Origin of the sequence: Pseudobacter ginsenosidimutans (assembly GCF_007970185.1) — a bacterium.
Classification (GTDB): Bacteria; Bacteroidota; Bacteroidia; order Chitinophagales; family Chitinophagaceae; genus Pseudobacter; species Pseudobacter ginsenosidimutans.
This window is the reverse complement of record NZ_CP042431.1, coordinates 7,480,444-7,504,766: the sequence shown is the minus strand read 5'-3', so window position 1 is coordinate 7,504,766 and position 24,323 is coordinate 7,480,444. Positions and strand designations below refer to the sequence as shown.

General features: G+C 45.0%; 16 protein-coding genes and 1 tRNA gene. 15 read left to right on the top strand and 2 right to left on the bottom strand.

Annotated features, from left to right (window positions below; translation table 11 throughout):
- Positions 1 to 39: 39 nt before the first annotated feature.
- Positions 40 to 897 (bottom strand): dienelactone hydrolase family protein, encoded by an 858-nt coding sequence (locus tag FSB84_RS29410; protein ID WP_130544025.1) that lies wholly within the window; start codon positions 895 to 897, stop codon positions 40 to 42.
- 109 nt (positions 898 to 1,006) lie between these two features.
- Between FSB84_RS29410 and FSB84_RS29405 the strand changes: the two genes are divergently transcribed.
- From FSB84_RS29405 to FSB84_RS29335, 15 genes are all read left to right on the top strand, one after another.
- Positions 1,007 to 1,081, top strand: a tRNA-Val gene (locus FSB84_RS29405).
- Positions 1,082 to 1,353: 272 nt separating this feature from the next.
- Entirely contained in the window at positions 1,354 to 1,932 is a 579-nt protein-coding gene (locus FSB84_RS29400; protein WP_130544024.1) for an RNA polymerase sigma factor, read from the top strand.
- A gap of 76 nt (positions 1,933 to 2,008) precedes the next feature.
- Positions 2,009 to 3,157: a FecR family protein gene (locus tag FSB84_RS29395; protein WP_130544023.1), complete on the top strand. Its 1,149-nt coding sequence runs from the start codon at positions 2,009 to 2,011 to the stop codon at positions 3,155 to 3,157.
- 78 nt (positions 3,158 to 3,235) lie between these two features.
- Positions 3,236 to 7,453 carry a SusC/RagA family TonB-linked outer membrane protein gene (locus tag FSB84_RS29390; RefSeq protein WP_130544022.1) on the top strand — a complete coding sequence of 1,406 codons (4,218 nt, stop codon included), beginning with the start codon at positions 3,236 to 3,238 and terminating at the stop codon, positions 7,451 to 7,453.
- A 20-nt stretch (positions 7,454 to 7,473) separates the two neighbouring features.
- The gene (locus tag FSB84_RS29385) at positions 7,474 to 8,913 is read left to right on the top strand and encodes a BT_3987 domain-containing protein (protein WP_130544021.1); all 1,440 of its coding nucleotides are present in this window, start codon (positions 7,474 to 7,476) and stop codon (positions 8,911 to 8,913) included.
- 16 nt (positions 8,914 to 8,929) lie between these two features.
- Positions 8,930 to 10,300: a RagB/SusD family nutrient uptake outer membrane protein gene (locus tag FSB84_RS29380; RefSeq protein ID WP_158644173.1), complete on the top strand. Its 1,371-nt coding sequence runs from the start codon at positions 8,930 to 8,932 to the stop codon at positions 10,298 to 10,300.
- A gap of 38 nt (positions 10,301 to 10,338) precedes the next feature.
- On the top strand, positions 10,339 to 11,262 hold the full coding sequence (locus FSB84_RS29375) for an ABC transporter ATP-binding protein (RefSeq protein WP_130544019.1): 924 nt from the start codon (positions 10,339 to 10,341) through the stop codon (positions 11,260 to 11,262).
- A gap of 43 nt (positions 11,263 to 11,305) precedes the next feature.
- A complete protein-coding gene (locus FSB84_RS29370) occupies positions 11,306 to 13,660 on the top strand; it encodes a Gldg family protein (protein ID WP_130544018.1) in 2,355 nt (784 codons plus the stop codon).
- 11 nt (positions 13,661 to 13,671) lie between these two features.
- Positions 13,672 to 13,860, top strand: coding sequence for a hypothetical protein (locus FSB84_RS29365; protein ID WP_147122430.1), 189 nt, complete (start codon positions 13,672 to 13,674; stop codon positions 13,858 to 13,860).
- A gap of 8 nt (positions 13,861 to 13,868) precedes the next feature.
- On the top strand, positions 13,869 to 16,010 hold the full coding sequence (locus FSB84_RS29360; RefSeq protein WP_147122427.1) for a Gldg family protein: 2,142 nt from the start codon (positions 13,869 to 13,871) through the stop codon (positions 16,008 to 16,010).
- A gap of 7 nt (positions 16,011 to 16,017) precedes the next feature.
- On the top strand, positions 16,018 to 17,397 hold the full coding sequence (locus FSB84_RS29355; RefSeq protein ID WP_130544016.1) for a MutS-related protein: 1,380 nt from the start codon (positions 16,018 to 16,020) through the stop codon (positions 17,395 to 17,397).
- The gene (locus FSB84_RS29350; protein WP_130544015.1) at positions 17,367 to 18,683 is read left to right on the top strand and encodes a MutS-related protein; all 1,317 of its coding nucleotides are present in this window, start codon (positions 17,367 to 17,369) and stop codon (positions 18,681 to 18,683) included. Before FSB84_RS29355 ends, FSB84_RS29350 begins: the two co-directional genes overlap by 31 nt.
- 148 nt (positions 18,684 to 18,831) lie before the next feature.
- The gene (locus FSB84_RS29345; protein ID WP_130544014.1) at positions 18,832 to 19,380 is read left to right on the top strand and encodes a hypothetical protein; all 549 of its coding nucleotides are present in this window, start codon (positions 18,832 to 18,834) and stop codon (positions 19,378 to 19,380) included.
- A gap of 109 nt (positions 19,381 to 19,489) precedes the next feature.
- Positions 19,490 to 20,218, top strand: coding sequence for an endonuclease (locus FSB84_RS29340; RefSeq protein ID WP_130544013.1), 729 nt, complete (start codon positions 19,490 to 19,492; stop codon positions 20,216 to 20,218).
- A gap of 318 nt (positions 20,219 to 20,536) precedes the next feature.
- Positions 20,537 to 23,089: a TonB-dependent receptor gene (locus FSB84_RS29335; protein WP_130544012.1), complete on the top strand. Its 2,553-nt coding sequence runs from the start codon at positions 20,537 to 20,539 to the stop codon at positions 23,087 to 23,089.
- An 87-nt stretch (positions 23,090 to 23,176) separates the two neighbouring features.
- Here FSB84_RS29335 and FSB84_RS29330 read toward each other — a convergent pair whose 3' ends face one another.
- Entirely contained in the window at positions 23,177 to 24,316 is a 1,140-nt protein-coding gene (locus FSB84_RS29330; protein ID WP_130544011.1) for a TlpA disulfide reductase family protein, read from the bottom strand.
- Between the last annotated feature and the right edge of the window lie 7 nt (positions 24,317 to 24,323).

Genomic DNA, 24,323 nt, shown 5'->3' with positions numbered 1-24,323 from the left:
AGAGCCACTGACCAGCAGCGGTTCTTTTTCATTATTACATTATTTCAGTTTTTCATTGAAGAATCTGATAGTCCTTTCCCAGGCAAGTTTGGCGGCTGCTTCATTGTATCGCGGTCCGGCGGTATCGTTATGGAAAGCGTGCTGGGCTCCATCGTACATGTAAAGCTCGTATACAGTCCCGGCTTTTTTGAGCGCTTCTTCATAAGCAGCGATGCCTGCATTCACGCGTTCGTCCATTCCAGCATAATGCAGTTGCACGGCGGCTTTGATCTTTGGTACATCGGCTGCATCCGGCTGGCGGCCATAAAAGGCCACAGCGGCATTCAGTGAAGGAACATGCACTGCCAGCTGGTTGGCCATGGCGCCGCCCCAGCAGAACCCCAAACATCCGAAATGACCATTGCTGTCTGACCTCGATCTCAGGTAATCGAATGCTTTTATATAATGATTGACGGTCTTCGGCATGTCCAGTTTTCCAATAAGATCACGGGCCTGATCTGCATCTGATGGAGTGCCTCCGGATTCTGAAAGCGCATCCGGCGCCAGTGCAATGAAACCAGCCTGGGCAACACGCCTGGTCACATCTTCGATGTGCGGGTTGAGACCGCGGTTCTCGTGGATCACCACAACAGCTCCGTATTTGCCGGCGGCAGAAGGCCTTGCCAGGTAACCTTTCATGGTGATATCGTCAGTAGGATAATTGATGCGTTCAGTGATGATCTCTTTATTGTTTTCAGCAACGGTTGCTGCGGAATCGTATTTGACTTCCAGTTGGGCAAGGGCGGTCATGGCGGCGGTCAGGCTGCCGGTGAGCAGCACAAGGCGTTTGATGAAATCATCGCGCTTCAATGGTTTGTGCGTGTATTCATCAAATAGGTTGATGATCTGCTGGTCCATACAGGTGGTTTGATGTAGTGAAGAATGGAATGGTATCAACTAAAGTTAACAAAACTCCGCTTTGATCATAGGGAATTTGTTTGCGTGTTGTATATTGCATGCCTGATCAGGATCGTTAGCTCAGTTGGTTTAGAGTATCGCCTCGACAAGGCGAGGGTCGTCAGTTCGAGCCTGACACGATCCACAAAGAGACACTCATTTGAGTGTCTTTTTTGCATTCAGCGGATCGCATTCTTATACAGAACTTATTAGCAAATTAAGTGAATATCTTAACGGATAATAAACAAAGTAGTGGTTCGGGAAACGCCGGCATGAATGGATTTGAAAATCATAATGAAGTTCAAAAAAAACAATCAAAGGTTCTTTATTTGCTCAATCCCCCAAAAAACATCATTTTTGTTTCGTCCACCTTCACTATAAACCTTCCCTACAGGCTTTTATTTCAATCAATCCCTGTTGCCATCTTATTCAGAACATACCGACCCTATACTTATTGCTGCCGCCCGACAGGGCGATGAACAGGCATTCCGACTTATCTACGAGAAATACCACGACGATCTTTTCCAGATGGCATTCAAAAGAACCCGTAGCAAAGATGATTCCTCCGATATCATCCAGGAACTTTTTATCGCTCTCTGGAATAATCTCGACAATATCCATGTAACCGATAATATCGGCGCTTATCTCTACGTGGCCCTGCGGCACAGGATCTTCAACTACTATGAGAAACAATCTGTGAGGTTGCATCATATTCTTCAGCAACCACTGGAACCTGTAAGCTCGGAAGACCTGATCCTTGCAGGCATCAGGGCCAAAGAGATACAGGCCTGTGTGGCTGCTGCTGTTCTGGTGATGCCGGAAAAAATGAAAACCATTTACCGGCTCGCCAAAGAGCAACAGCTTACTATGCAGGAGATCGCTACACAGCTCGAGTTATCGCCACAGACCATTAAAAACCAGCTCTATCTGGCTATGGAACGTATCCGGGAACAACTCCGGAGGAATGATCTCGCTCGTTTTATTTTCCTTATTTAAGAATTTTTTTTCCTCCTTTGGTACTTTCTCCTGGCTCATCTGTTCTTCTTCTTGTAGATAGAGCACAATAACAACCATGATGGAAAGAAACCAATTGGAATCACTGATCAGAAAATACAATGCGGGCCAGGCCAGTGCCGGGGAAATCGATTTTCTGGAACAATGGTATACTTCCTTCGAGTGGGATCGTACTCGATTGAAAGACCCGGAATTATTGGAGCAATTACGTGAAAAAGCCTGGCAGGAAATCATCAAAAGTCATACATCTGAATCAGCCATCATCATGCAATTGCCATCCGTTACGCGTCGTATTCGCCGGGTCAGAGGTATTGCTGTTGCCTGTGTATTGCTGTTGCTTGGTTGTGGTGTGTGGTTCTTATTATTGAAGCCTGATACAGCTACAATGCCAGCTACAGTGAAACAAGACGTGGCACCGGGAAAAAGCGGAGCCATCCTCACACTTGCAGATGGAACCCAGATGGTCTTGGACAGTCTCAGCAATGGAATCATCGCCAAACAGAACGGTGCAAAAGTTGAATACAAAGACGGGCAGGTGACCTACAATAAAGACAACCTCACCCATACTGCAATATCCTTCAACACAATGAGTACACCGCGTGGCCGTAAGTACCAGCTCACCCTGTCTGATGGCACACAGGTATGGCTGAATGCTGCTTCCTCTGTTACTTTTCCCACTGCTTTCTCCGGTAACGAAAGAGCCGTTACCGTCACAGGTGAAGTTTATTTTGAAGTTGCAAAAAATGCCCGCAAGCCTTTCCATGTAACAGCTAATGGAATGAAAGTGGAAGTACTTGGAACGCATTTCAACATTAACGCCTATACCGATGAAGAACTTGTCAAAACAACCCTGTTGCAGGGATCGGTAAAAGTATTGAAAGATAAAAACCAACAACTGTTGACGCCAGGCCAACAGGCGCAAATCGATCATAACAACAATATCAAACTGATCGATGCAGATATCGAACAGGCGATGGCCTGGAAAAACAATCTGTTCTTTTTCAAACAAGCTGATCTGAAAGCCGTGATGCGACAACTGGCGCGATGGTATGACTTAGACATTGTGTATGCTGCCGGTGTTCCACTTAATAAACACTTCGAAGGAGAGATCCCGATGGATGCCATGTTATCGCAGATACTACGTGGTCTCGAAAAGAATGGCGTCCATTTCAAGATCGAAGGAAAACAATTGACTGTACAACCATAATACCTTCTCCCAACCTGTTCCTATCCTGGCTCGCCGGCCAGGAATTGACTTCTATTGATCAAGCTAACCAAACTTACCATGCTTACGATTTACTACACTGCTATTGGTCATTTTAAAGATATCCGTAGGAGGAAGGGGAAACCGATCCCTTTATTGATCATACTCCTGATGATGATATCCGCAAGAGGTGCAGCACAGGAGATTACTTTGAAAGGCGATGATCTGCCGCTCAAAAAGATCTTTGCCGAAATCAAAAAGCAAACAGGCTACACTTTCTTTTTCGATGCAGACCTGCTGGAAAAGGGAAAAAAAGTTTCCCTGAATGTAAAGAGCGCTCCCCTGAAAGCAGTACTGGACCTGATCTGCAAAGACCAGCCTTTCACGTATTCAATTGAAGGAAAGATCATCTTCCTGCACCAGATAGTAGAAAAAAAGTCTACCGAATCACCACAGACTGACCTTCTCCGGATCACAGTGATGAAAGATACGCTCGCACAGGGAAGGGTCAGAAATCCCCTGGGCATTCCTTTGATCGGTGTAACGGTAACAAGTATCCCAAAAAATGGAAATAAAAAATTGAATTCGATCACCAATGGTGACGGACGATTTGAAATTCCGGCAAGAAGAGGAGACAAATTGCAGTTTACCTCTGTAGGTTACGGAAAGGAAGAGATCAGATACAATGGAGAAGCCAATCTGGAAATTGTTATGAAAGAGGAAGCAGTATCTCTTGGTACCGTGCAGGTGAGCAATCAGGATTTCTTTAAGAAAAAAATCCCCTGGACCGATACCATCAGCATGACCAATCGCCGCCATATGACCCTGGGTCAGGTATTGCAGGGGACCATCCCGGGCCTTACACTGCAATCCTCCTCTCAAAGTCAGACGGTACTCGAATCGATTGACCTCGCATCGTCTTCCATCAATGGAATGAATGTAGTATCCTATAACGATCTGATGACTTATTACAATAATTATTGGAAGAGTACTGCGCCCGGAAGAAGTTTTCAGGATATGCTAGAAGAATTCAAAAAGGTCGGCTACAAAATCAATAATTCAACTTCTGTCAATAATAATGGTTTGATTCCACAATTAAGAGGTGTAAGTGGTTTTAACGGAAATGTTTCCGGTATGCTCATTGTGATCGATGGTTTTGTGCAAAACGGTTTTCAGTCAGACTATCCCATGAACAATGTGGAGTCGGTAAAGGTGATCAAGAACCCTGAAGAGCTTGCCAGATGGGGACCCAGGGCAGCAGGTGGCATCATTCTGATTACTACCAGAAAAGGAGTGGAAGGCAAACTGGATATTGATTACAATACGAACTTTTATTACGCTGCATCTCCGCATCTTAACCGGAACAAGCAAAGACTGGCTTCTTCTGCCGATCTGCTGGATTACTTGAAAGCAGCTTCCGATTCAGGATTCTTGTATTATAGCGGCACTGATAATGGAGCATTCGCATTCAATCGTAATCCTGCAGAACTGCTATTGTTCAAATTGAAGTCGGGCGCTATTTCACAACAGGCATTCGATGTATCATGGGACTCATTGAGCAGGTTATCCAATCAAACTCAGCTAAAGCTATTGCAACAGGATATCTTCCAGCAAAGACATACGCTGCGTATTGCAGGTGGTAAAAAACACTGGCAGTTTTCTGCTACGGGAAATCTGAGTACAAGTCGTAATACAGCTTATAAAAGTAAAAACAGTAGTGTTGGATTGAATCTTTCCAACCGGTTCAATTTTTTCAACAGCAAACTCAGGGCTGACTGGCAAGTGATTGTTACGCATAGCAAAGCAGATAAGGGATTCGGCTTCGACCCAACCAATACTTCCCTGATGCCTTATCAGTTATTGCTCAACGGGCAAGGGGATTATGTATACGATTATTCACGATTCAGTCCGGATGCCAATGCCGTACTCATGAATGCCGGTTACGAAAATCATGGCATTAATCTCCTGCAGGATGCAAGGGTCAATAGCAATATCCAAAAGAACATGAACCTGGACTCCAGGCTGATGATGGAATGGGAACTGCTGCCTGGTTTGTTGTGGACCAGTGCTGTACAAACTTCAATAGGGAATTCCGAACTGAATATGTTACAGGGAGCAGCAAGCAGTCAGACCAGACAATTACTGAATGATTATGCAACACCTATTTTCAATACCAATGTATCTGATCCTGATCGGATAGTAACAGGTCTTTTCAGATATGTACCAAAGGGAGATGTACTGCGCAGGTCTTTTACCAAAAGCAGGAACTGGGATCTGCGGTCAGGCCTTGTTTTCAATAAAAAAGCAGGGAAGCATGAGATCAATGCGGTGGCCGGCGGTGGCGGCTCTTCCAATGTTGTGAGCATGCCCACCTATTCAACGATCTATGGGTATGACCCCGGGACCGGGAAAGGTCAGAACATCCTGTTGCCATTGAATCCGCTTGGAGCCATTGGTAATTACTATCAGCTGCGTGGAGTGGTTGGCCTCTTTGGTGATATGGACCCCAATACTTTTTTTCCTGTAACTACTACCTATCCTTATACTTTGCTTACGCCGAATGCCGGATTTAATAATATAACGCGTCAGCTTGGCTGGAATGCCAGTGTTCGCTATGCTTTCGATCAAACGATCATGCTGAGTGGAAGATATAATACCGTACTAAGCCCTAATTATGGATATGATCCTCCCTATGTTTCATTTTCCAGTTACAATGGAGAAGCTGCCTGGCGTATCAGCAGGTATAAATTTCTGGAACTACCTGAATGGATCAGTGATATCAGCGTTTCTTCCGGTATTACAGGTATTGAAATGCCACGCCTGCCCGTACAGATCACTGCTGACCGCAGCCAGCAAACTAACTGGAACAATTTCGGAATATGGGTGAACAGCTATAATGTGGCTCAGCAAACCGGACAGAATACACGCAATAAGTATGAGAAACTGACTGTTGGGATATTGAATAATCGTTTGGTGTTCGACCTTACTTTCAACAAACTTCAGATTGAAGACAATACCATTAATAAAACTCCTTCCTCTTCACTCAGCTATTTTGGCGCCAATGCAAAATTGCGGCTTAGGAACAACTTATTGAATATTGCGGGCGGTATTGGAAAATCCCCTGAAGGACGGCCGCAATTCAATATGCGTGCGGGTTACGATATCGGACGTGAAACCTGGTTCAATTCAATTTCCATCAGTAGTCTCCTCGCGGATTTTACCCTGCAGCATATCAGCCCTTTTCAGGGAATGGCGCTCATGATGGAAACAAATACGCCTGATGGCAGCGGTGGATATTCCATGGTGGTGAACAATAATTTCGGATTCTTACAACCCGATACCAAAATACTCGAAGCACATGCTTCGATCGGATTCTTACAGGAAAGGTATCTCGCAGATATCCGGTATTATCAGAAAAGGACCAGTGGACTCAATAACAATATTCCTGTTCCTACTGACCCTTCCACAGGATTGGGAGCACAGGTGTCATACAGTGAACTGGTGAGCAGTGGTGTTGAACTAAAACTGGAACTGGAAGTGATCCGCAGAACAGCATTGAAATACCTCATTACATTGAATGGTTCTTATAATAATACGATTGCCAGAAATGTACCGCTTGTTAATTTTTCCCAGACATCAGCTTTTCTCAACGCTTTCCGGAATGGCTACAGTACAGATAATATCTGGAGTTATCGATGGGCAGGCCTCGATAACCAGGGCAGGCCACAGATCTACGATCAGAACGGACAAAAAACAGCTACACCAGACAGTGCCACCCTGGCTTCGGCGCTCATATACAGCGGCGTAATACGTGCCCCTTTTTCAGTGGGTCTGATCCAACGCTGGGATTATAAAGCCTTTTTTGCCGGCATAACAGTAATGTGCAATTGGGGGCATGTAATGAGGGAATATATTCCTTCTCCATCCGGAACAACAGAGAGGAGTATACTCATTCGTGACCGCTGGAGACAGCCCGGTGATGAAGCTCATACTGATATTGCTGCTATGGCCAATACAAATGACAATTCAAGCAGAACTTTCATCATTCAAAATGCAAGCAATAGCATAATGTCTGCAGATAATATCCGGTTACAGGAAATGCAGATAGGCTGGCATCCTCCTAAAAACTGGCTGAAAAAAATAGCTGCCAAAGAAATGACTTTGTCGGTACAGGTGCAGAATGCATTCGTGATCACAAGAAACAGATTGCATGTTGACCCGGAAACTGTTTCAACAGGCGGACAGATCGGATTAGCCATTCCCAGGCTCTATTCGTTCACGATGGAAGTGAATTTCTAAACCAATAATGGCAACAACTCATGCGTAGAAAATATTTGATACAATCACCACTCATCTGTATACAGGTGTTATTGATCTTCTGCACTTCCTGCGTAAAAGACAATAGTTTTATCGAGCAGGGAAGGTATATCGTTTATGTAGATCCGCAGCCGGATGGGCCAACCACCTATAATCTATTGCCGGTAAATGCACTTTTGTTCCGGGATAGCGTCGTTTTGCTCAATAAAATGGTATTCCCGGTAAGGATTCTGAATGCTTTTGAGCAGGATATTGTGCTCTCAGCAAAAATAGACCCAGAGCTGATCCCTGTTTACGACCGGCTGACTAATTCCCAAATGCCCTCGCCTGCTTTGCCGGAAGGTGCATTCCAGCTTGCTCATACTGATATTACCATTAAAGCAGGGATGTTGGTGTCGGGTGATTCAATACAGATCATTCCGGATTTCTCCAAAATTGAAACTGGTAAAACATACATTTTACCGGTAAGGGTGGGCACAGATAATGACCATCTTACACCTCCCGCAGATACCCTTCGGCAAACCATGTTCCTGAAAGTATCGGCTACGGATGTGACTACTACTCTCGTGAGTTTTGCCGGAGGTGAGCAGGTGAATATATTCAACCTTCAACTGGTTAAACAGTCAGACGGGAATTATATACCGCATAATGATTTTATCAGCGCTAATGTGGGGGTTATGGCTTTTGTCAACAGCTTTCTTGGAAAACCTTTACAGGTTAACGTGGTAGCTGCACCCGAGCTTACAGCTGGTTTCAATGAAGCTCATCAATCGTCTTACGTCACAATGCCCGGAGCATATTACAATATAGTGCCACCCACCAATACGATCGGGGCAGGATTATTGAACTCGAATCTTTTTAACCTGGAATTCACCAGCCAGTTCCTACCTGCTGCCGGTAATAACTATCTCATCCCACTGAAGATAAAAGATGATGCCTTTGTGCCCCCGGCACCTAACAGCACAGTATTCATAGGAGTGAACGTTGATGCACATACGATCTATTCCCGTTCGGGTTGGACAATTCTTTCCGCCTCTTCAGAAAGCCAGGCAACAGGAGAAATCGCCTCCAATCTGCTGGATGGAGATTATGCCACACAATGGAGGTCTGCTATAGACGCTGTTCCTCTATTGCCGCAATGGTTTATCGCCGATATGGGGCAAATGAATACTGTAAAAGGTATCATGATCAGGCATGCGGGGAATGAAGGACCCTGGCATCCGAAACAGGCAAAACTGTATACCAGTGCCGATAATATTAATTGGAGTGCAGCACAGATGATGAATATCCCTTCGCCATCTGTATTCAATGAAAATCTTTTTATCGATCTGCCCACACCTGTAGCAACACGTTACCTGAAGTTCGAAGTTGTAGCAACACAAGGGGAAGCGCCGGACCAGGTTTCCTTCAACGAATTTGGTGTGTATGGCAATCAACCTTAAACCAAAAATGAATTGTATGAACCATACACTGAATGGAAAAATACCTGGTCTGTGCATATTAGTCATGCTGCTATTGATGGGCTGTAAGAAATTTCTGGGCGTACGTCTGAGTGAGACTGTGGTGAATCCCACAACAGTTACTGATTTTAAAGAAATGCTCAATCATGATTCGCTGGCCCTTTGCAATTTCATACTGGCAGACCTGATGAGTGATGATGTACGTATGACTGATGCCATGCTGCAAAGCGACACTTCTTCTTTTTTCGCTCATGATTATCTGTGGGCAAAGGATGTATGGAATATGGGCGACCAGGATTTTATGTACAACAATGCTTATTCCCGTATACTTCAAATGAATATCATACTCAGCAAGATCGATGAAGCACAAGGGGATACAAAACAAAAAAATCTGCTGAGGGCACAGGCGCAGATCAACCGTGCCTGGTACTACCTGCAACTTGCCAATTTGTATGGAGACCATTATCAGACGGCAACAGCGGCTACAGCATTGGCTGTTCCACTGGTCCTGCTGCCTGATGCCAATGTTCTTCCTGCCAGGGCTACTGTTCAACAGGTGTATGATCAGATCATTAAAGACCTGACAGCTGCAGTGAACAGTGCAGACCTCCCTGCGATGGGGCAAACCATTGTCCAGCCCGGAAAGGCTGCCGGTTATGCTTTGCTTGCCCGCACTTATCTCTTTATGGGTAACTATGCAGCTGCAGAAACCGCTGCCGGCGCGGCATTGGAGCTTAGAAGTACTTTGCTGAACTACAATACAGCCTACACTATGCCAGGTGTTCTGATCGATCTGTCTAAAAACCCTGAAACATTGCTGGGCCGGCTTTGCAGTGATAATTCATTTCTTGCCAAATATTCAGGTGCTTCCTTTCTCATCAGTCCGGCGCTAAGGGATCTGTTTGAAGATACAGATACAAGACTTACAGTGAATTTTGGAGCTGATGGAAATTATAACACTTATCAGTATGGGTGGCAGGTATTCAACTACAGCGTGGCTGTGCCGGAACTAGTGCTGATAAAAGCTGAATGTCTCGCCAGGAAAGCTGATACAGATGGGGCCTTGAGCTGGATTAACCGCTTGCGTCAGAATCGCCTGCCCGGTAATTCAACCCCTGACAATCACGATGATGTTTTGAAAATAGTACTGGAAGAAAGAAGAAGGGAATTATTCTTTCACGGAGGGCTCAGGTTATTCGACCTCAAAAGACTGAACCGGGAAGCGGCTTATGCACAAACGCCTGAAAGGATGAATGATGATAATACTACCGTTCTTTCAACCCTGGCGCCTGGTTCGCCACGCTACCTGATGCAGTTTTCTCCGATCATCATTGCCAATAATCCCAATATAGTTCCCAATAACCGGTAAATAATCACCCCTTTTTTATTACCACATAATTAGCTGACATGATCCTGAGAACAGAGCGCTTATCGCATAAATATTCCAGTAACTGGGCAATCCGCGATATCAATATTCAAATCGGGGATGCCGGTATCATTGGCCTTCTTGGATCCAATGGTGCTGGTAAATCCACCACTATGAATATTATTTGTGGCGCATTGAATCAAACGGAGGGAAAGGTATTCATCAACGATATCGATATGGGTAAATATCCAAAAGAAGCCAAAAAGGAAATTGGCTTCTTACCACAAACACCTCCTTTGTACACTGATCTTACAATCGATGAATACCTTGTTTTCAGTGCAGAGTTGCGAAAGATCAATAAACACCTGATCAGGTCTGCCGTGGATGAAGCCAAGGAACGATGCGGCATTCAGCATTTCAGTTCACGATTGATCAAAAATCTCTCCGGAGGCTACCGGCAGCGCGTTGGTATTGCACAGGCTATCATCCACAAACCGAGTCTGGTGGTGCTGGATGAGCCAACCAATGGGCTTGATCCCAACCAGCTGATCGAAGCCAGGAAACTGATCAGGGAGATTGCAGAGGAACATACGGTGCTGTTGTCATCGCATATTTTATCGGAGATCAATATCCTCTGCCGTGAGATCATCATGATAGAATCTGGCAGGGTGGTGTTTTCCGATTCGATGGATGCTTTCAATAATTATGCGCAATCACATGCATTGTTGATCCGTATGGGTAACCCTCCTCCCCGTGAAGAACTGATGAATGTTCCGGGTGTGTCTAAAGTGGAGTTCGTGACCAATGAACAATTAAAGATTTATTTCGAGGGGAATGCAGATGAATTGACAGAGAGGTTAATCGCAACCAGCGTTTCTGCGGGATGGAAGATCAAAGAGATCAATCCGGACAAGGGCTTGCTGGATGATATTTTCAAACAATTATCAGATAAGGTAAGCAGGTAAATCCACTTGAAATGTTTCCCGAATAATTTTCAAAACTACTTGAATGAGGACTGTTCTTAAAATAGCAATTAATGAGCTGCGTGATCTGTTCTACTCTCCGGTGGCATGGGTTACGCTGATCGTGTTCATGGTGATGTGTGGGTTCTTTTATACAAGCTCACTTTTTATATTGACGCAGAGCTTCCATTACGATATGCTCTATAATCCTTATTTCTATTTGCTGGCAAACGTGAGGGTTTTATCGCTGACCGGACAGGTATTTCCTGATGTTTTTACCAATATACTGCAATACCTCTACCTCTATGTGCCACTGATTACCATGGGAATTATCAATAAGGAGTTCAATAGCGGTACAATCAGGCTGATGTACTCGTCGCCTGTGAGCATTCGCCAGATCGTATTGGGCAAATACCTGGGGATTATGTTCTTCAACCTGTTCTTTGTATTGATCATGGGCATTTTTGTGGTGGAAGGCTTTGCAGATATCGTATCGCTGGATTATGGTCCGCTATTATCTGCCATACTGGGTATTTATCTCTTGCTGTGTGCGCTGAGCGCTATCGGCTTCTTCATGTCGGCACTAACCAGTTACCAGATCGTAGCGGCCATCGCCAGTTTTACCGTACTCTACGGGTTGAGAATAATCGGTACTCTGTGGCAGGAATATGATTTTTGGCGCGACCTCACTTATTTCCTTTCCATCAATAACCGCATCGACTGGCTGATAAAAGGATTGATCAGGAGCAAGGACCTGCTCTACTACCTGGTGATCATCACCCTGTTTGTTGTGTTCACCATACTGAAATTAAGTGATGGTGTGAAAAGGAGGGTGTGGTATGTGCGGGTGGCCCGGTATCTGGGCGTTATCGCAGCTGGGTTATTGATAGGATATGTTGGATCACGTACAGGTATAACCGCTTATCTGGATACCTCAGCCCGGAAGGTGAATACGATCCGGCCCGAAACTCAGGCGATCGTTCATGCAATGAAAGACAGTGCCCTGGAGGTAACGATGTATACCAACCTGTTCGATCTCATCAACTCGGGATCGATTGGTGTAGTACCTGCCCGCCGGAATGCTTTCCTGGATACATGGGAACAGTACACCCGTTTCAAGCCGGATATCAAATTCCGCTATGAATATTATTATCACATGATTCCCGGTGACAGTGGATTGTACAGGCGGTTCCCTGGAAAAACAGAACAACAGATTGCCGGACTCCTGGCAAAAGGGTTGAGACTGGACAGTGCTCTTTTTAAATCTCCCGATGAGATCAAAAAAATAATCGACCTGAAGAGCGAGGGTTACAGATCGGTGATGCAATTGAATTACCGGGGGAGAAAAACTTTTCTGCGCGTATTGCCCGCTGAATTGAATGAGATGGAATATGTCCTCAATCAAACCTATTTCAATGCAGCATTCAAACGGGTGCTGGGAACGAAGATGCCGAAGCTCTCTTATATTACAGGAGAGCTGGAACGCAGCCTTGTTAAAAAAGGGGAGCGGGAATATTCAGGGCAATATCATCTTGTGAACCTTGGTTTTGATTTTGACACCACCAACTTGTCAACACATGATCTTCCTGCCGATATATCTGTTGTGATCCTGGCAGATCCTAAAATGGACCTGAGTGCTGTGGTGCTTTCCAAACTACGAAAGTACCTGGATAATGGCGGCAATATGCTGATCCTGGGAGAGCCAAAGAAACAATATGTATTGAATCCATTGTTGCAATCATTGGGTGTGCAATTGATGCCAGGGCAACTGGTGCAGGTTGATCCCAATGAAACTGCAGATAAGATAACATTGTACTCAACTCCATATTTTTTCGATCTGGCCAATCATCATTTTCTCAGGGAGCTAAAACTATTATGGAAGAATAATTTTTATCCCGAAGATATGTCTGTGATCGGAATGGCTGGTTCAACTCCTGTAGCTGTTATCAGCGATAGTGGTTTCACTGCAGCTCCATTATTCCTAACCAAACCCTTTACCAGGGCCAGTCCTAAAAACAACTGGTTGAAGGCAGGTAAGCTGGTTACTGATTCTGCTGCTCCTGTTTTCAATGCAAGCGAAGGTGATCTCAGATTCGATTCATTAGCCACTGCAATCAAGTTGACAAGACAGCTAAGTGGAAATGAGCAACGCATCATTGTAAGCGGGGATGCTGATATAATCAGCAATTCAGGTATGTCTGAGCTCAGCGAATATTTTTTTAGCTGGTTGACCTATCAACAATTTCCTGTTTATACACCCATTCCGGCGCCCCCACCAGACAATGATATAAAGGCCAGTCTTCCATGGGCTACCCTTCAAAAGAAATTGTATGTGTGGATACTGCCTGGCATGATGCTGATTGCAGGAACGATATTATTGGTAAGAAGAAAAAGAAAATAAACTTAATCACCGTGAGGATCATATATAAAATTGCGAAGAACGAATGGCGTTATCTGTTCTTCTCTCCGATAGCCTGGTTTGTATTAGTGGTATTTTTTGTGCAATCTGCCATCCTATATGCAGAAGCTGTTTATGGAACAGCCAACTGGCAGGAGATCATGATGAAGAATAGTCCGAACTATAAAGGAGAGGGGGATTGACCTGGGGCATGTTTGTTAAGTCCGGACTTTTCACCACTTCAGTTAGAAATCTATATCTGTACATCCCCATTTTAACGATGGGATTGATCAGTCGCGATGCCCTTTCAGGTTCGGCAAAATTACTGCACTCTTCGCCTGTTGGCCTCCGGCAGATCGTGCTGGGAAAATACATGGGGATCATGTTGTTCAACCTTATGCTGGTGGGTACACTGGTGTTCTTCATGCTAATAGGAGCTTTCACGATAGAACAGGTGGATTATGGACTATTGTTATCTGCAGCATTGGGCTTTTACCTGTTGCTTTGTGCTTACTCAGCTATTGGTTTATTCATGTCTTCCCTGAGCAGTTATCAGGTTATATCCGCGCTTGGAACATTCATCGTTATTTTCTTTCTGACTTACATTGGCAGTTTGTGGCAACGGTATGATCTGATCAGGGATCTCACTTATTTTCTATCGCTGCAGAACAGAGTATACAAATTATTGGGTGGACTGATCGTTACCAGGGACCTGATCTATTTTTTAGTGGTGAGTGGTATGTTTGTTGGTTTTACGTTGATAAGATTGAGGTCGGAAAGAGAAAGCCGTGCCTGGTATGTAAAATGGGGAAGATATCTGACTGTAATGGCCGTTTCTCTCGTGATTGGTTATTGTAGTTCACGTCCTGTATTGACGGCCTGGTTCGATACTACAGCTACCAAACGCAATACGATATCCAAACAGCTGCAGGAGTTGATCAAAGGCATGGGCGATAGTACACTGGAGGTAACTTTGTACGCCAATCTGCTGGGAGAGGGGCTTGAACAAGGAATGCCCGAAGCCCGCAATGATCAGTACCTCGCATTATGGGAACCTATTATACGGTTCAAACCAAATATTCAGTTCCGTTATGAGTATTACTACGACAATGATGCGATAGCCACAGACAGTGGTTTGTATAAAATATATCCACCTGGATTTTCTCTTGAAAAGATAGCAGGTATCAAAGCTGAGTCATTGGATGATGATTTGTCGCGCTACAAATCTCCTGAGCAAATGCATCAGCTCATCGATCTTCGCTCCGAAGGCTACAGGCTGGTGATGCAACTGAAATACCGCGGCAGAAAGGAATTCCTCAGGACTTTTCCTGATCCTGAATTCTGGCCTGATGCCGGCAATTTTGCCGCTGCGTTCAAACGATTGCTGGAACCGGAGAAAATCCCTGCTGTTTATTTTGTTGCAGGAGAACTGGAGCGCAGCATTCGCAAAACAGGTCAGCGGGAATTCGACTTTCATTCGGCTGCAAAAATTAGTCGTGGTTCATTGGTGAACACAGGATATGATGTGGATACCGTAAATCTTTCACTGCAGGATGTTCCGGCGAATTGTACTGCTCTTGTGCTGGCAGATCCCAGAATGGAATTGAGTGAAGTGGTGCAACAGAAGACCAGGAACTATATAGATGCGGGTGGCAATATGTTTTTTATGGGCAAGCCTGGCAAGCAATATGTACTGAACCCTGTATTGCAGCAGTTGGGTGTGCAATTGATGAATGGCCAGCTGGTACAGCCCTCCTTTGATGAAACACCTGATAAAGTAAACCCCTATATCACATCTGAGAGTAGTAAGCTATACAAGGGATTGGAGCAGGTAATGAAATCCCTCACACCGGGAAGAGATACGATCAGGACGCTGATGCCGGGGGTAACCGCTATTTCACATAGGCAGGACAGTGTATTCAAGGCCCGGGTATTATTGGCTACAAGCCCGGGTAAAACCTGGCTGAAGGCAGGAGAGCTGATCATCGATTCCACACTTCCGCCGTTAAGTCCGGCCGAAGGAGATATCAGGGAGAATAGTTTTGTCACAGGGCTTCAACTAACGAGGAAAATAAATGATAAAGACCAGCGGATCGTTGTAACAAGCGATGCCGATTATGCCAGTAACCTGCGTTTGGGTGCTGTATTCAATGCGGGCTTTTTGATGTCGGTGTACAGTTGGTTGGGGCATAATGAATTTCCTGTTTACATGACTAAAATACCGGCTGAGGACAAACTGCTGCGACTTTCAGAATCTGCTGCAAAAAAACAGCAGATCGTACTGAAATGGGTGCTGCCCGGATTATTACTGCTGGCCGGGACCATTTTATTGATCAGAAGAAAGCGAAAATAATCATTACATGAATGTATTAAGAACAGATGAGCAGACCATCGATGACCTTGGCATTTTCGGGAGAAAAAATGGTAAGGGTATTTACGATATCTACAATCATGCTCATACCCGTGGAGGAGAAATTGTATTGGAAGAGTTGTTCCGCAATCCGCTTTCAGAAAAAGAAGCGATCAACCGGCGCAGTAATATTATTGAAGCATTTGCACGGCTTGATATCCGTTTCCCCTGGCATGCTTCTTTATTCGATACTACAGAAAAATATTTGGCGCTCAGTGAAGACAATGGAAAATCGGGTCATCACCGTGTGGCTCCGGGTGAGAAGGAGATCAGGAATGGTGTTGCGGCGATTATCGGGATCATCCGGCTTTCGAAACAGTTTATTGAGCGCAGCGAGATAAAGGGAATCATAGCTTATTCAAACGAAAGGGAAAAGATTGCTGAACTATTGGCCGATCCTGCATTTGCGCCTGTGCTCAGGGAGCAGCAGGGTAGTAAGCTGTCTTATGCAGCTGTTACGGCCTATGATGGTTTATTCCGTGCTACTGCAAAAGCAGCATTGGAAAAACTATTGGGTCATATCTACTATCTCGATATGTATGTGTCGGTGGCTCAAACAGCGAAAGAGAGAAAGTTCATTTTTCCAAAGGCGCTTGATAAAGGCAGCGCAATACTCAGGTTGGAAAATGTATATCATCCATCACTGAAAGAGCCGGTGGGTAATAATATTACCATGAATGCATCACGTAACCTTGTCTTTTTGACCGGTGCGAATATGGCAGGGAAATCCACTTTTTTGAGAGCATTGAGCACAGCTCTTTATATTGCCCATATGGGTTTTCCGGTAGCAGCAGGTTTGATGGAGTTTTCGGTGATGGATGGAATCTATACCACTATCAACCTGCCGGATAACCTGGGCATTGGCGCCAGTCATTTCTATGCTGAAGTGTTACGGGTGAAGAAGATGGCAATGGAATTGAGTACCGGCAGATCATTCTTCATTTTATTTGATGAACTGTTTCGGGGCACCAATGTAAAAGATGCACATGAAGCTACAGTGGCTGTGATCAAAGGGTTTGCCAGGCATAATAAAAGTCTCTGCATCATTTCCTCTCATATTGTGGAAGCAGGAGAGGACCTTGCGTCTCAGAAAAATATAGGATTCCTGTACCTGCCCACCCGGATGAATGGACATACCCCTGAGTATACCTATCGGTTGGAAAAGGGCATTACCGATGATCGGCATGGCATGATCATTATCCGGAATGAAGGCATTCTCGAGATCTTGAAACATGGAAAGAAAAATGCAGGATCGGAGACCCGGCTGCTATCAAAACAGGTACACCATCAATCATCATCATGCAATTCAATACAGACAAACAAACAATAGAAGAACTGAACCTGCTGGCAAAATTCAGGCAGGGTTCCGTATATCATTTGTTCAATCGTGTGAGAACAAGAGGAGGAGAGCAGTTGCTGGATAATATGTTCCGTTATCCGTTGACGGATGCTGTTGCTATCAATGATCGAAGCAGCATATTCAGATTCCATCAAAATGCACGCCTTGCTTTTCCTTTTGATGTACAGCAGGTGAATCTCATGCAAGAGTACCTCGACTCCGGAACCAGCCGGAATACTGTGCTTGTATGGGGAAGAACGGTGCTGAAAAAGTTATTGAGCTCTCTTACACGCGATGAACGTTATAAAAAAATGGTGCAGGGGTTGCAGGCCACCATCGTAACGCTTAATAAGTGCTATATATTCGTGAATTCAATGCCGCATCCGGAATTTCCATATGCAGAAAGGGTGTCAGCTATTAAAGCAATACTATCAGATAAGTTGATTGAGCGCTTATACAATACCGATATTTACCAGGCACTGCCTTTACAGCTGCTCGCTATGTATGATCATTTGCTTAAAGGCAGGCTGCATGAGCAACTGGAAGATATCTTAGCATTCATTTATGAATCGGATGTTCATATCGCAGTGAGTGAAGTGGCCCTCGACAAAGGATTCGGATATGCGAAAGCTCTGTCGGCACCAGAGAATGTTTTTATGGCTGAAGGACTGCGTCATCCCAATCTGGATGGAGCTGTGGGTAATAACCTGCTGCTGGATAAAAACAGCAATATGATCTTTTTGACGGGAGCAAATATGGCAGGTAAGTCTACCCTGATGAAATCAGTAGGGATCGGCATGTACCTGGCGCATATGGGTTTTCCGGTAGCTGCTTCGCGGTTGGAGTTTTCAGTGAGGGAAGGCATGTATTCCAGTATCAATGTGGCGGATAATATTGGTCTGGGCTATAGCCATTTTTATGCAGAGGTGGTTCGCGTGAAACAAGCTGCCGAAGCCGCCGCCAGCGGCAAAAGTTTGTTATTGATGTTCGATGAATTGTTCAAAGGCACCAATGTGAAGGATGCTTATGATGGAACTCTCGCAGTTATAGAAGGATTTGCGGATTATACGCAATGTTTATTCATCGTTTCAACACATATTATTGAAGTGGGGGCCTCTCTTGAAGGCCTGCATAATATTCAATTCCGGTACATGCCAACCATTATGGATGGGCATCGACCTCAGTATCCTTATCAGCTGAAAGAAGGGGTAACGGAAGACAGGCAGGGGATGATGATCATCAGGAATGAAGGGGTTTTGGAATTGCTGGAACAGTAAATACCCAATAATTCTGACAGTTCTGCCGGATTATTGGCATAAATGAACTTACACGTAACAAAAAATTTAACTTCAATTCCGGAAATTTAGCTTAACATACACCATCATTTCACTAAAAAGTACGTCTATGATGGAGCAATTAATGTCAATGATCAAATCAACATCCCAGGAAGTTGTTGAGCAAAACCCCGATGTTCCCAATGATCAGAACGAAGTAGTCAGCAATATTGCCAGTGAATCCATTGTTGGAAGCATCCAAAACCTCATGAGCAATGGCGGAATGGCCAATATCATGAGCATGTTTTCCGGAAACGATGCTGCTAAAGAAAACAACCCGGTAGTGCAAAATGTAATGTCTGATCTGACCGGCAATCTTTCCAGCAAGATGGGCATCAGCGGAGCTCAGGCCAGTGGTCTCGCCAGCTCAATCCTGCCCATGATCATCAGCAAATTGTTCAATAAGTCCGGCGGCGGCGGATTTGATCTTTCGTCTATCCTTGGTAGTTTGACCGGCGGCCAGGGCGGCGGTGGTTTCGATCTGGGTAATATCGCATCCAGCCTGGATATCAATAAAGATGGAAAAACAGACTTCAATGATCTGACTGCTGCCATCGGTGGAAACAAAACCGAAGGAAACAACGATTCAAATAAAGAAGGCGGGATCCTGGATAACCTGGCCGGATTGTTTGGCAAATAACAAAGGTCCGGAGCACTCTCCTGAATCGTCAAAAATATTATGAGCCCTGCATTGCAGGGCTTTTCTTTTTTTCATTTCACCATGGCCCGTCGTTTGCAACAGCTCCCATATGCCGGAAGGACCCTCCATTGTTATTCTCAAAGAAAGCCTTGATCCATACAAGGGGAAAAAAGTACTGGCCGTTGCCGGTTCTTCAAAAGCATTCGATCTGCAAATACTGAAGAACAAAACTGTCACTTTCAAAACCTGGGGTAAACATTTCCTCATCTGCTTCCCGAAATTCACAGTGCGGATCCATTTCCTCCTCTTCGGCTCTTATCTTATCAATGAACGCAAGACTGCCAAACCACGATTGACGCTTCAATTCTCCAAAGGCGAAGTAAATTTCTACGCCTGCTCTGTGCAACTGATCGAAAAACCACTGGATGAAGTCTACGACTGGAGCGCTGATGTGATGAACAAATCCTGGAGCGATCAAAAGGCATTAGATAAATTGAAAGAAGTTCCTGATATGCTGGTTTGCGATGCCATCCTCGATCAGCACATTTTCTCTGGCGCAGGAAATATTTTCAAGAACGAAGTCCTCTTTCGCATCCGCGTACATCCCGCCAGTAAAACGGGCCACCTCCCTGCGAAGAAAAGAAAGGAACTGGTTCAGGAAGTGGTGAAATATGCTTTCGATTTCCTGAAATGGAAAAAGGAATATGTGCTTAAAAAACATTGGCAGGTACATACAAAAAAAGAATGTCCACGCTGCAGGATCCCACTGCATAAAGCACACCTGGGCAAAACAAAAAGAAGAACTTTCTTTTGTGAGAATTGTCAAAAGGAGTATTGAATGCTGTTCGGAGGCATTGCAGAATTCATTTTTTTTACTTCAGAGGAACTGATTGATTAGCCGGCAATTATGCCGGCTGGATACTGCAATTACAGCTATTTTCTCTCTCTTCTCCCAATTTTTTTTAGTGAAACTATTGCGGAAACGAAACTTTAAATATATTTGTCTACCAATTTGATAGACTAATGATTTTTGCACGCACCTGTTGTTGTTCCTTCTGTTGTTGGGGAAGCCTCTCTCCCAAGTGTTAGTCTTTTGCTTTTCAGTGTCACCAACGATTTCGTTTTCAAAACTTTTAACCCGGAATACTTATTTGCTATGAGAAAGAAACTCCAATTGTTATTGCCGATGCTATTATTGGCCGCCATCGCTTCCGCTCAGTATGTTGTGACGGGGGGGGTAAAAGACAGTACAGGCGCAGGTTTACCTGGTGTAACCGTACTGATCCGCGGAACCAGCAATTACGCTATTGCTGATGGTCACGGTAACTTCTCTATTACCTCTAAAAAAGCGCCCCCTTTTATTCTTCGTTTCAGCGCTGCAGGGTTTGCCAACAAGGAGGTGGAGATCAGTGATAATCCTGCATCACCGCTCAATGTTGTTTTGTCCGTTGATTACAACCTTACTGAAGTGGTGATCACTTCAAGGAGACGTATCGAGTCTGCACAGAATGTTCCCATTCCTATTTCTGTTGTAGGAGGGGCACAAGTGGAAGCCACAGGCGCTTTCAATGTGAATCGTTTGAAGGAACAGGTTCCTACTGTACAGTTGTATTCATCCAACCCCAGGAATACTACTCTCAATATCCGCGGGTTGGGTTCTACTTTTGGATTGACCAATGATGGTATCGATCCCGGCGTGGGATTTTATGTGGATGGTGTTTATTATGCACGTCCTGCAGCCACCACACTTGATTTTATCGATGTTGAACAGATTGAAGTGCTGCGCGGCCCGCAGGGCACACTGTTCGGAAAGAACACTACTGCCGGCGCTTTCAATATCACTACACGAAAGCCCAGTTTCACTACAGGTCTCAACTTTGAAGCGAGTTACGGCAATTTTGGTTTTATTCAATCCAAAGCATCGGTGACCGGCCCGCTGATCAAAAACAAACTGGCAGGCCGCATTTCATTTTCCGGCACACACCGTGATGGTGTATTGAAAAATGTGGCAACGGGAAAAAAAGAAAATACTTTGAACAACCTGGGTGTAAGAGGACAATTATTATTCACACCAACCGAGAACCTCAATATAACGCTCACGGGTGATGTTTCTGAGCAACACCCTGATGGTTATGCGCAGGTGCTCGCAGGCGTTGTAACCACTAAAAGAGCCGCCTACCGTCAGTTTGATCAGATCATTGCAGACCTCAATTATCAGTTGCCCAGCCGAAATGCATTTGACCGTGTGATCGATCACAATACCACCTGGAGATCAGGCAATGAACTGGGCGGCGTATCGTTAAATATCGACTGGAAGATTGGTAACGGAACGCTCACCTCCACATCTGCCTGGCGTTACTGGAATTGGGACCCGTCCAATGACCGCGACTTCACCGGTCTTGCTGTATTGTCTTTGTCACAGGCAACTTCCAAACATAAGCAATGGACGCAGGAGATCCGCTATGCAGGTAATTTCTCAAATCGTCTGAGTGGTGTGATCGGTGTATTCGCTATCGGGCAGGACCTGAAGACGGATCCTGTGCATATAGAAGAATCGGGGTCAGCGCAGTGGCGCTTTTCACAAAGCACCACCAGCGAATTATGGAAAACGCCGGGTCTCTTCGACGGCTTTGGCATCAAAACCAAATCCAGGCTGAAAAGCTTTGGTGGCGCGGTGTTTGGACAGATCGACTGGGCCATCACCAACCGCCTGCACATCCTTCCCGGAATTCGCTGGAACTACGACAAAAAAGAAGTGGATTACGATCGTCAGACCTATGGTGGTTTGCAGACCGATGATCCTGCACTCATCGCTCTGAAGAACCTTGTGTATTCCAACCAGGCATTCACAAAGGATGTTGATGAAAATAATTTCTCCGGTCAGTTGACTGTACAGTATAATTTATCCAACAAGGTGAACACATTTGCTACTGTATCTACCAGCTACAAACCGATTGGTGTGAATCTCGGCGGTTTGCCTACAGCATCTGGCAAGCCAATGCTTGATCTGGCGCAGATCGCTCCGGAGAAAGTAACACACTATGAAGTGGGCGCCAAAACGCACCCGCTGGGAGGCCTTACAGTGAACCTGGCTGTGCATTATACACAGGTGAAGGATTTTCAAACGCAGGTGCAAACTGCTGAAGTAGGCGTGAACCGTGGCTATCTCGCCAATGCGGAAGAAGTGCGCGTATATGGGGCAGAGTTAGATGCCAACTACAGGATCAATGATAATTTTTCCTTCTACGGCGCCGTGGCTTATACAGATGCAAAGTATGAATCCTTCAAGAATGCACCGGTACCCCTGGAAGAAACAGGAGGCGCTGCAGCATTCAAGGATATTTCCGGTGGCGAGCTGCCCGGCGTGTCCAAATGGGCAGGATCATTGGGCGGCGAATTGTCTACCAATCCCAAAAAGATCATCGGACAAAATGGAAAATACTTTTTTGGATTCGATGGTTCTTATCGTTCCAAATTCTCCTCCAGTCCATCTTCTTCAGCTTACCTCTACGTTGATGGTTATGCGATCGCGAATGTCAGGGCTGGTTTTCGCCTGCTGAATGGATTGTCGTTCTTCGCCTGGAGCCGCAACCTCTTCAACAAAGATTACTATGAACAATTGCTGGTTGCTGCAGGTAATGCAGGTCAGTATGCTGCTGTACTGGGCGATCAACGTACCTATGGAGTAACTGTACGATATTCTTTTTGATAAGGCTCTTATCTGTTTTAAGTGTTACGGCCTGAACCGGTGATGAACCGGGCTCAGGCCGTTTTTTAGTTTTCAATCCTTACAGGATCATTTCATCAGTTCTTCGATCTTCTTCTCCAAATCATCTCCCACGAGATTGCTTGCTACGATCTTTCCCTGCTGATCTATGATCACATTGGCGGGAATGCCTGATACCTGGTATTGTTTGATGATATTACTGGTAAATCCTTTCAGATCGGAAATATTCGGCCAAACGAAATTCTCTTTTTCCGAAGCTTTGGTCCAGGCGAACTTATTCTCATCCAGCGAAAAGGCTACTATTCCGAAACCTTTTTCCTGATTACTGTTGTACAGTTTTTTCAATAAGGGGATCTCATGACGACAGGGAACGCACCAGGATGCCCAGAACTGCAGCAGTGTGTATTTGTTGCTTCCCAGTAATTTCGACAATTGTACACTGTCGCCTTTCAAAGAGGCTGCAGTAAAATCGATGTATGCCTGACCATTCATCCTGCCTTTCCGCATGTTGATAGACATTTCCTGATTCTGGTTCATTTTGCGTGCAGTCTGTATGAGCAGACTATTCTCTCCAAGCACAGGCGCTGCCTGATTCACCAGCTCCATGGATTTGAGCCTGTCTGGCTGTAATTCTTCCAGCACTGCGGCCATTACCCGTGTACGCAGGTCCTTGCTGGTGTTGAATACTTTTTGGAGATGGTAACTTCTCAATTCATTTCTTTTCAGGAACACCTGCATGGCTTCATAATTTTCCTGCGGGTCTTTGATATTTTCCAGTCCCTTCTTTTGGTTTGCGCGCATGGCATCATCTGCTTTGATGAACTCGGGTTGCGACTCATAACCGAAGAGCAGCTTGTTGTATTTGCCACCGGTAACAGCTTTGCGGCCACTGGGATAGAGAATGAAATTCATTTTTCCGGGTTCGAGTATCACACTGAAACTGCTGGTCTGTTTACCTGCACGGATAGTTACATACACAGGAATGATCTCTTCCACAGAAGTGGACAAATGGAACTGACCGTTGCGAACTGTGTCAGTAGCCAGCACGGAGGCATTACCATAATAATCGCGGACCAGTTGTACCAGTTGTCCGTCCCTTTCGGACACTTTTCCTTTAAGCTCGAATTTTTTCTGGGCCTGTGCGAAGAGGCTTACTGTTGTGAACAGCAGGAGGAACAAGGGTTTGAAATGATCGTTTTTCTTTTGCATGGTTTTA

Excerpts from the sequence above, each read along its gene's own strand:
- FSB84_RS29410 (WP_130544025.1), bottom strand. The coding sequence starts at position 897 with ATGGACCAGCAGATCATCAACCTATTTGATGAATACACGCACAAACCA.
- FSB84_RS29395 (WP_130544023.1), top strand. The coding sequence starts at position 2,009 with ATGATGGAAAGAAACCAATTGGAATCACTGATCAGAAAATACAATGCG.
- FSB84_RS29390 (WP_130544022.1), top strand. The coding sequence starts at position 3,236 with ATGCTTACGATTTACTACACTGCTATTGGTCATTTTAAAGATATCCGT.
- FSB84_RS29385 (WP_130544021.1), top strand. The coding sequence starts at position 7,474 with ATGCGTAGAAAATATTTGATACAATCACCACTCATCTGTATACAGGTG.
- FSB84_RS29380 (WP_158644173.1), top strand. The coding sequence starts at position 8,930 with ATGAACCATACACTGAATGGAAAAATACCTGGTCTGTGCATATTAGTC.
- FSB84_RS29375 (WP_130544019.1), top strand. The coding sequence starts at position 10,339 with ATGATCCTGAGAACAGAGCGCTTATCGCATAAATATTCCAGTAACTGG.
- FSB84_RS29370 (WP_130544018.1), top strand. The coding sequence starts at position 11,306 with ATGAGGACTGTTCTTAAAATAGCAATTAATGAGCTGCGTGATCTGTTC.
- FSB84_RS29360 (WP_147122427.1), top strand. The coding sequence starts at position 13,869 with ATGTTTGTTAAGTCCGGACTTTTCACCACTTCAGTTAGAAATCTATAT.
- FSB84_RS29355 (WP_130544016.1), top strand. The coding sequence starts at position 16,018 with ATGAATGTATTAAGAACAGATGAGCAGACCATCGATGACCTTGGCATT.
- FSB84_RS29350 (WP_130544015.1), top strand. The coding sequence starts at position 17,367 with ATGCAATTCAATACAGACAAACAAACAATAGAAGAACTGAACCTGCTG.
- FSB84_RS29345 (WP_130544014.1), top strand. The coding sequence starts at position 18,832 with ATGATCAAATCAACATCCCAGGAAGTTGTTGAGCAAAACCCCGATGTT.
- FSB84_RS29340 (WP_130544013.1), top strand. The coding sequence starts at position 19,490 with ATGCCGGAAGGACCCTCCATTGTTATTCTCAAAGAAAGCCTTGATCCA.
- FSB84_RS29335 (WP_130544012.1), top strand. The coding sequence starts at position 20,537 with ATGAGAAAGAAACTCCAATTGTTATTGCCGATGCTATTATTGGCCGCC.
- FSB84_RS29330 (WP_130544011.1), bottom strand. The coding sequence starts at position 24,316 with ATGCAAAAGAAAAACGATCATTTCAAACCCTTGTTCCTCCTGCTGTTC.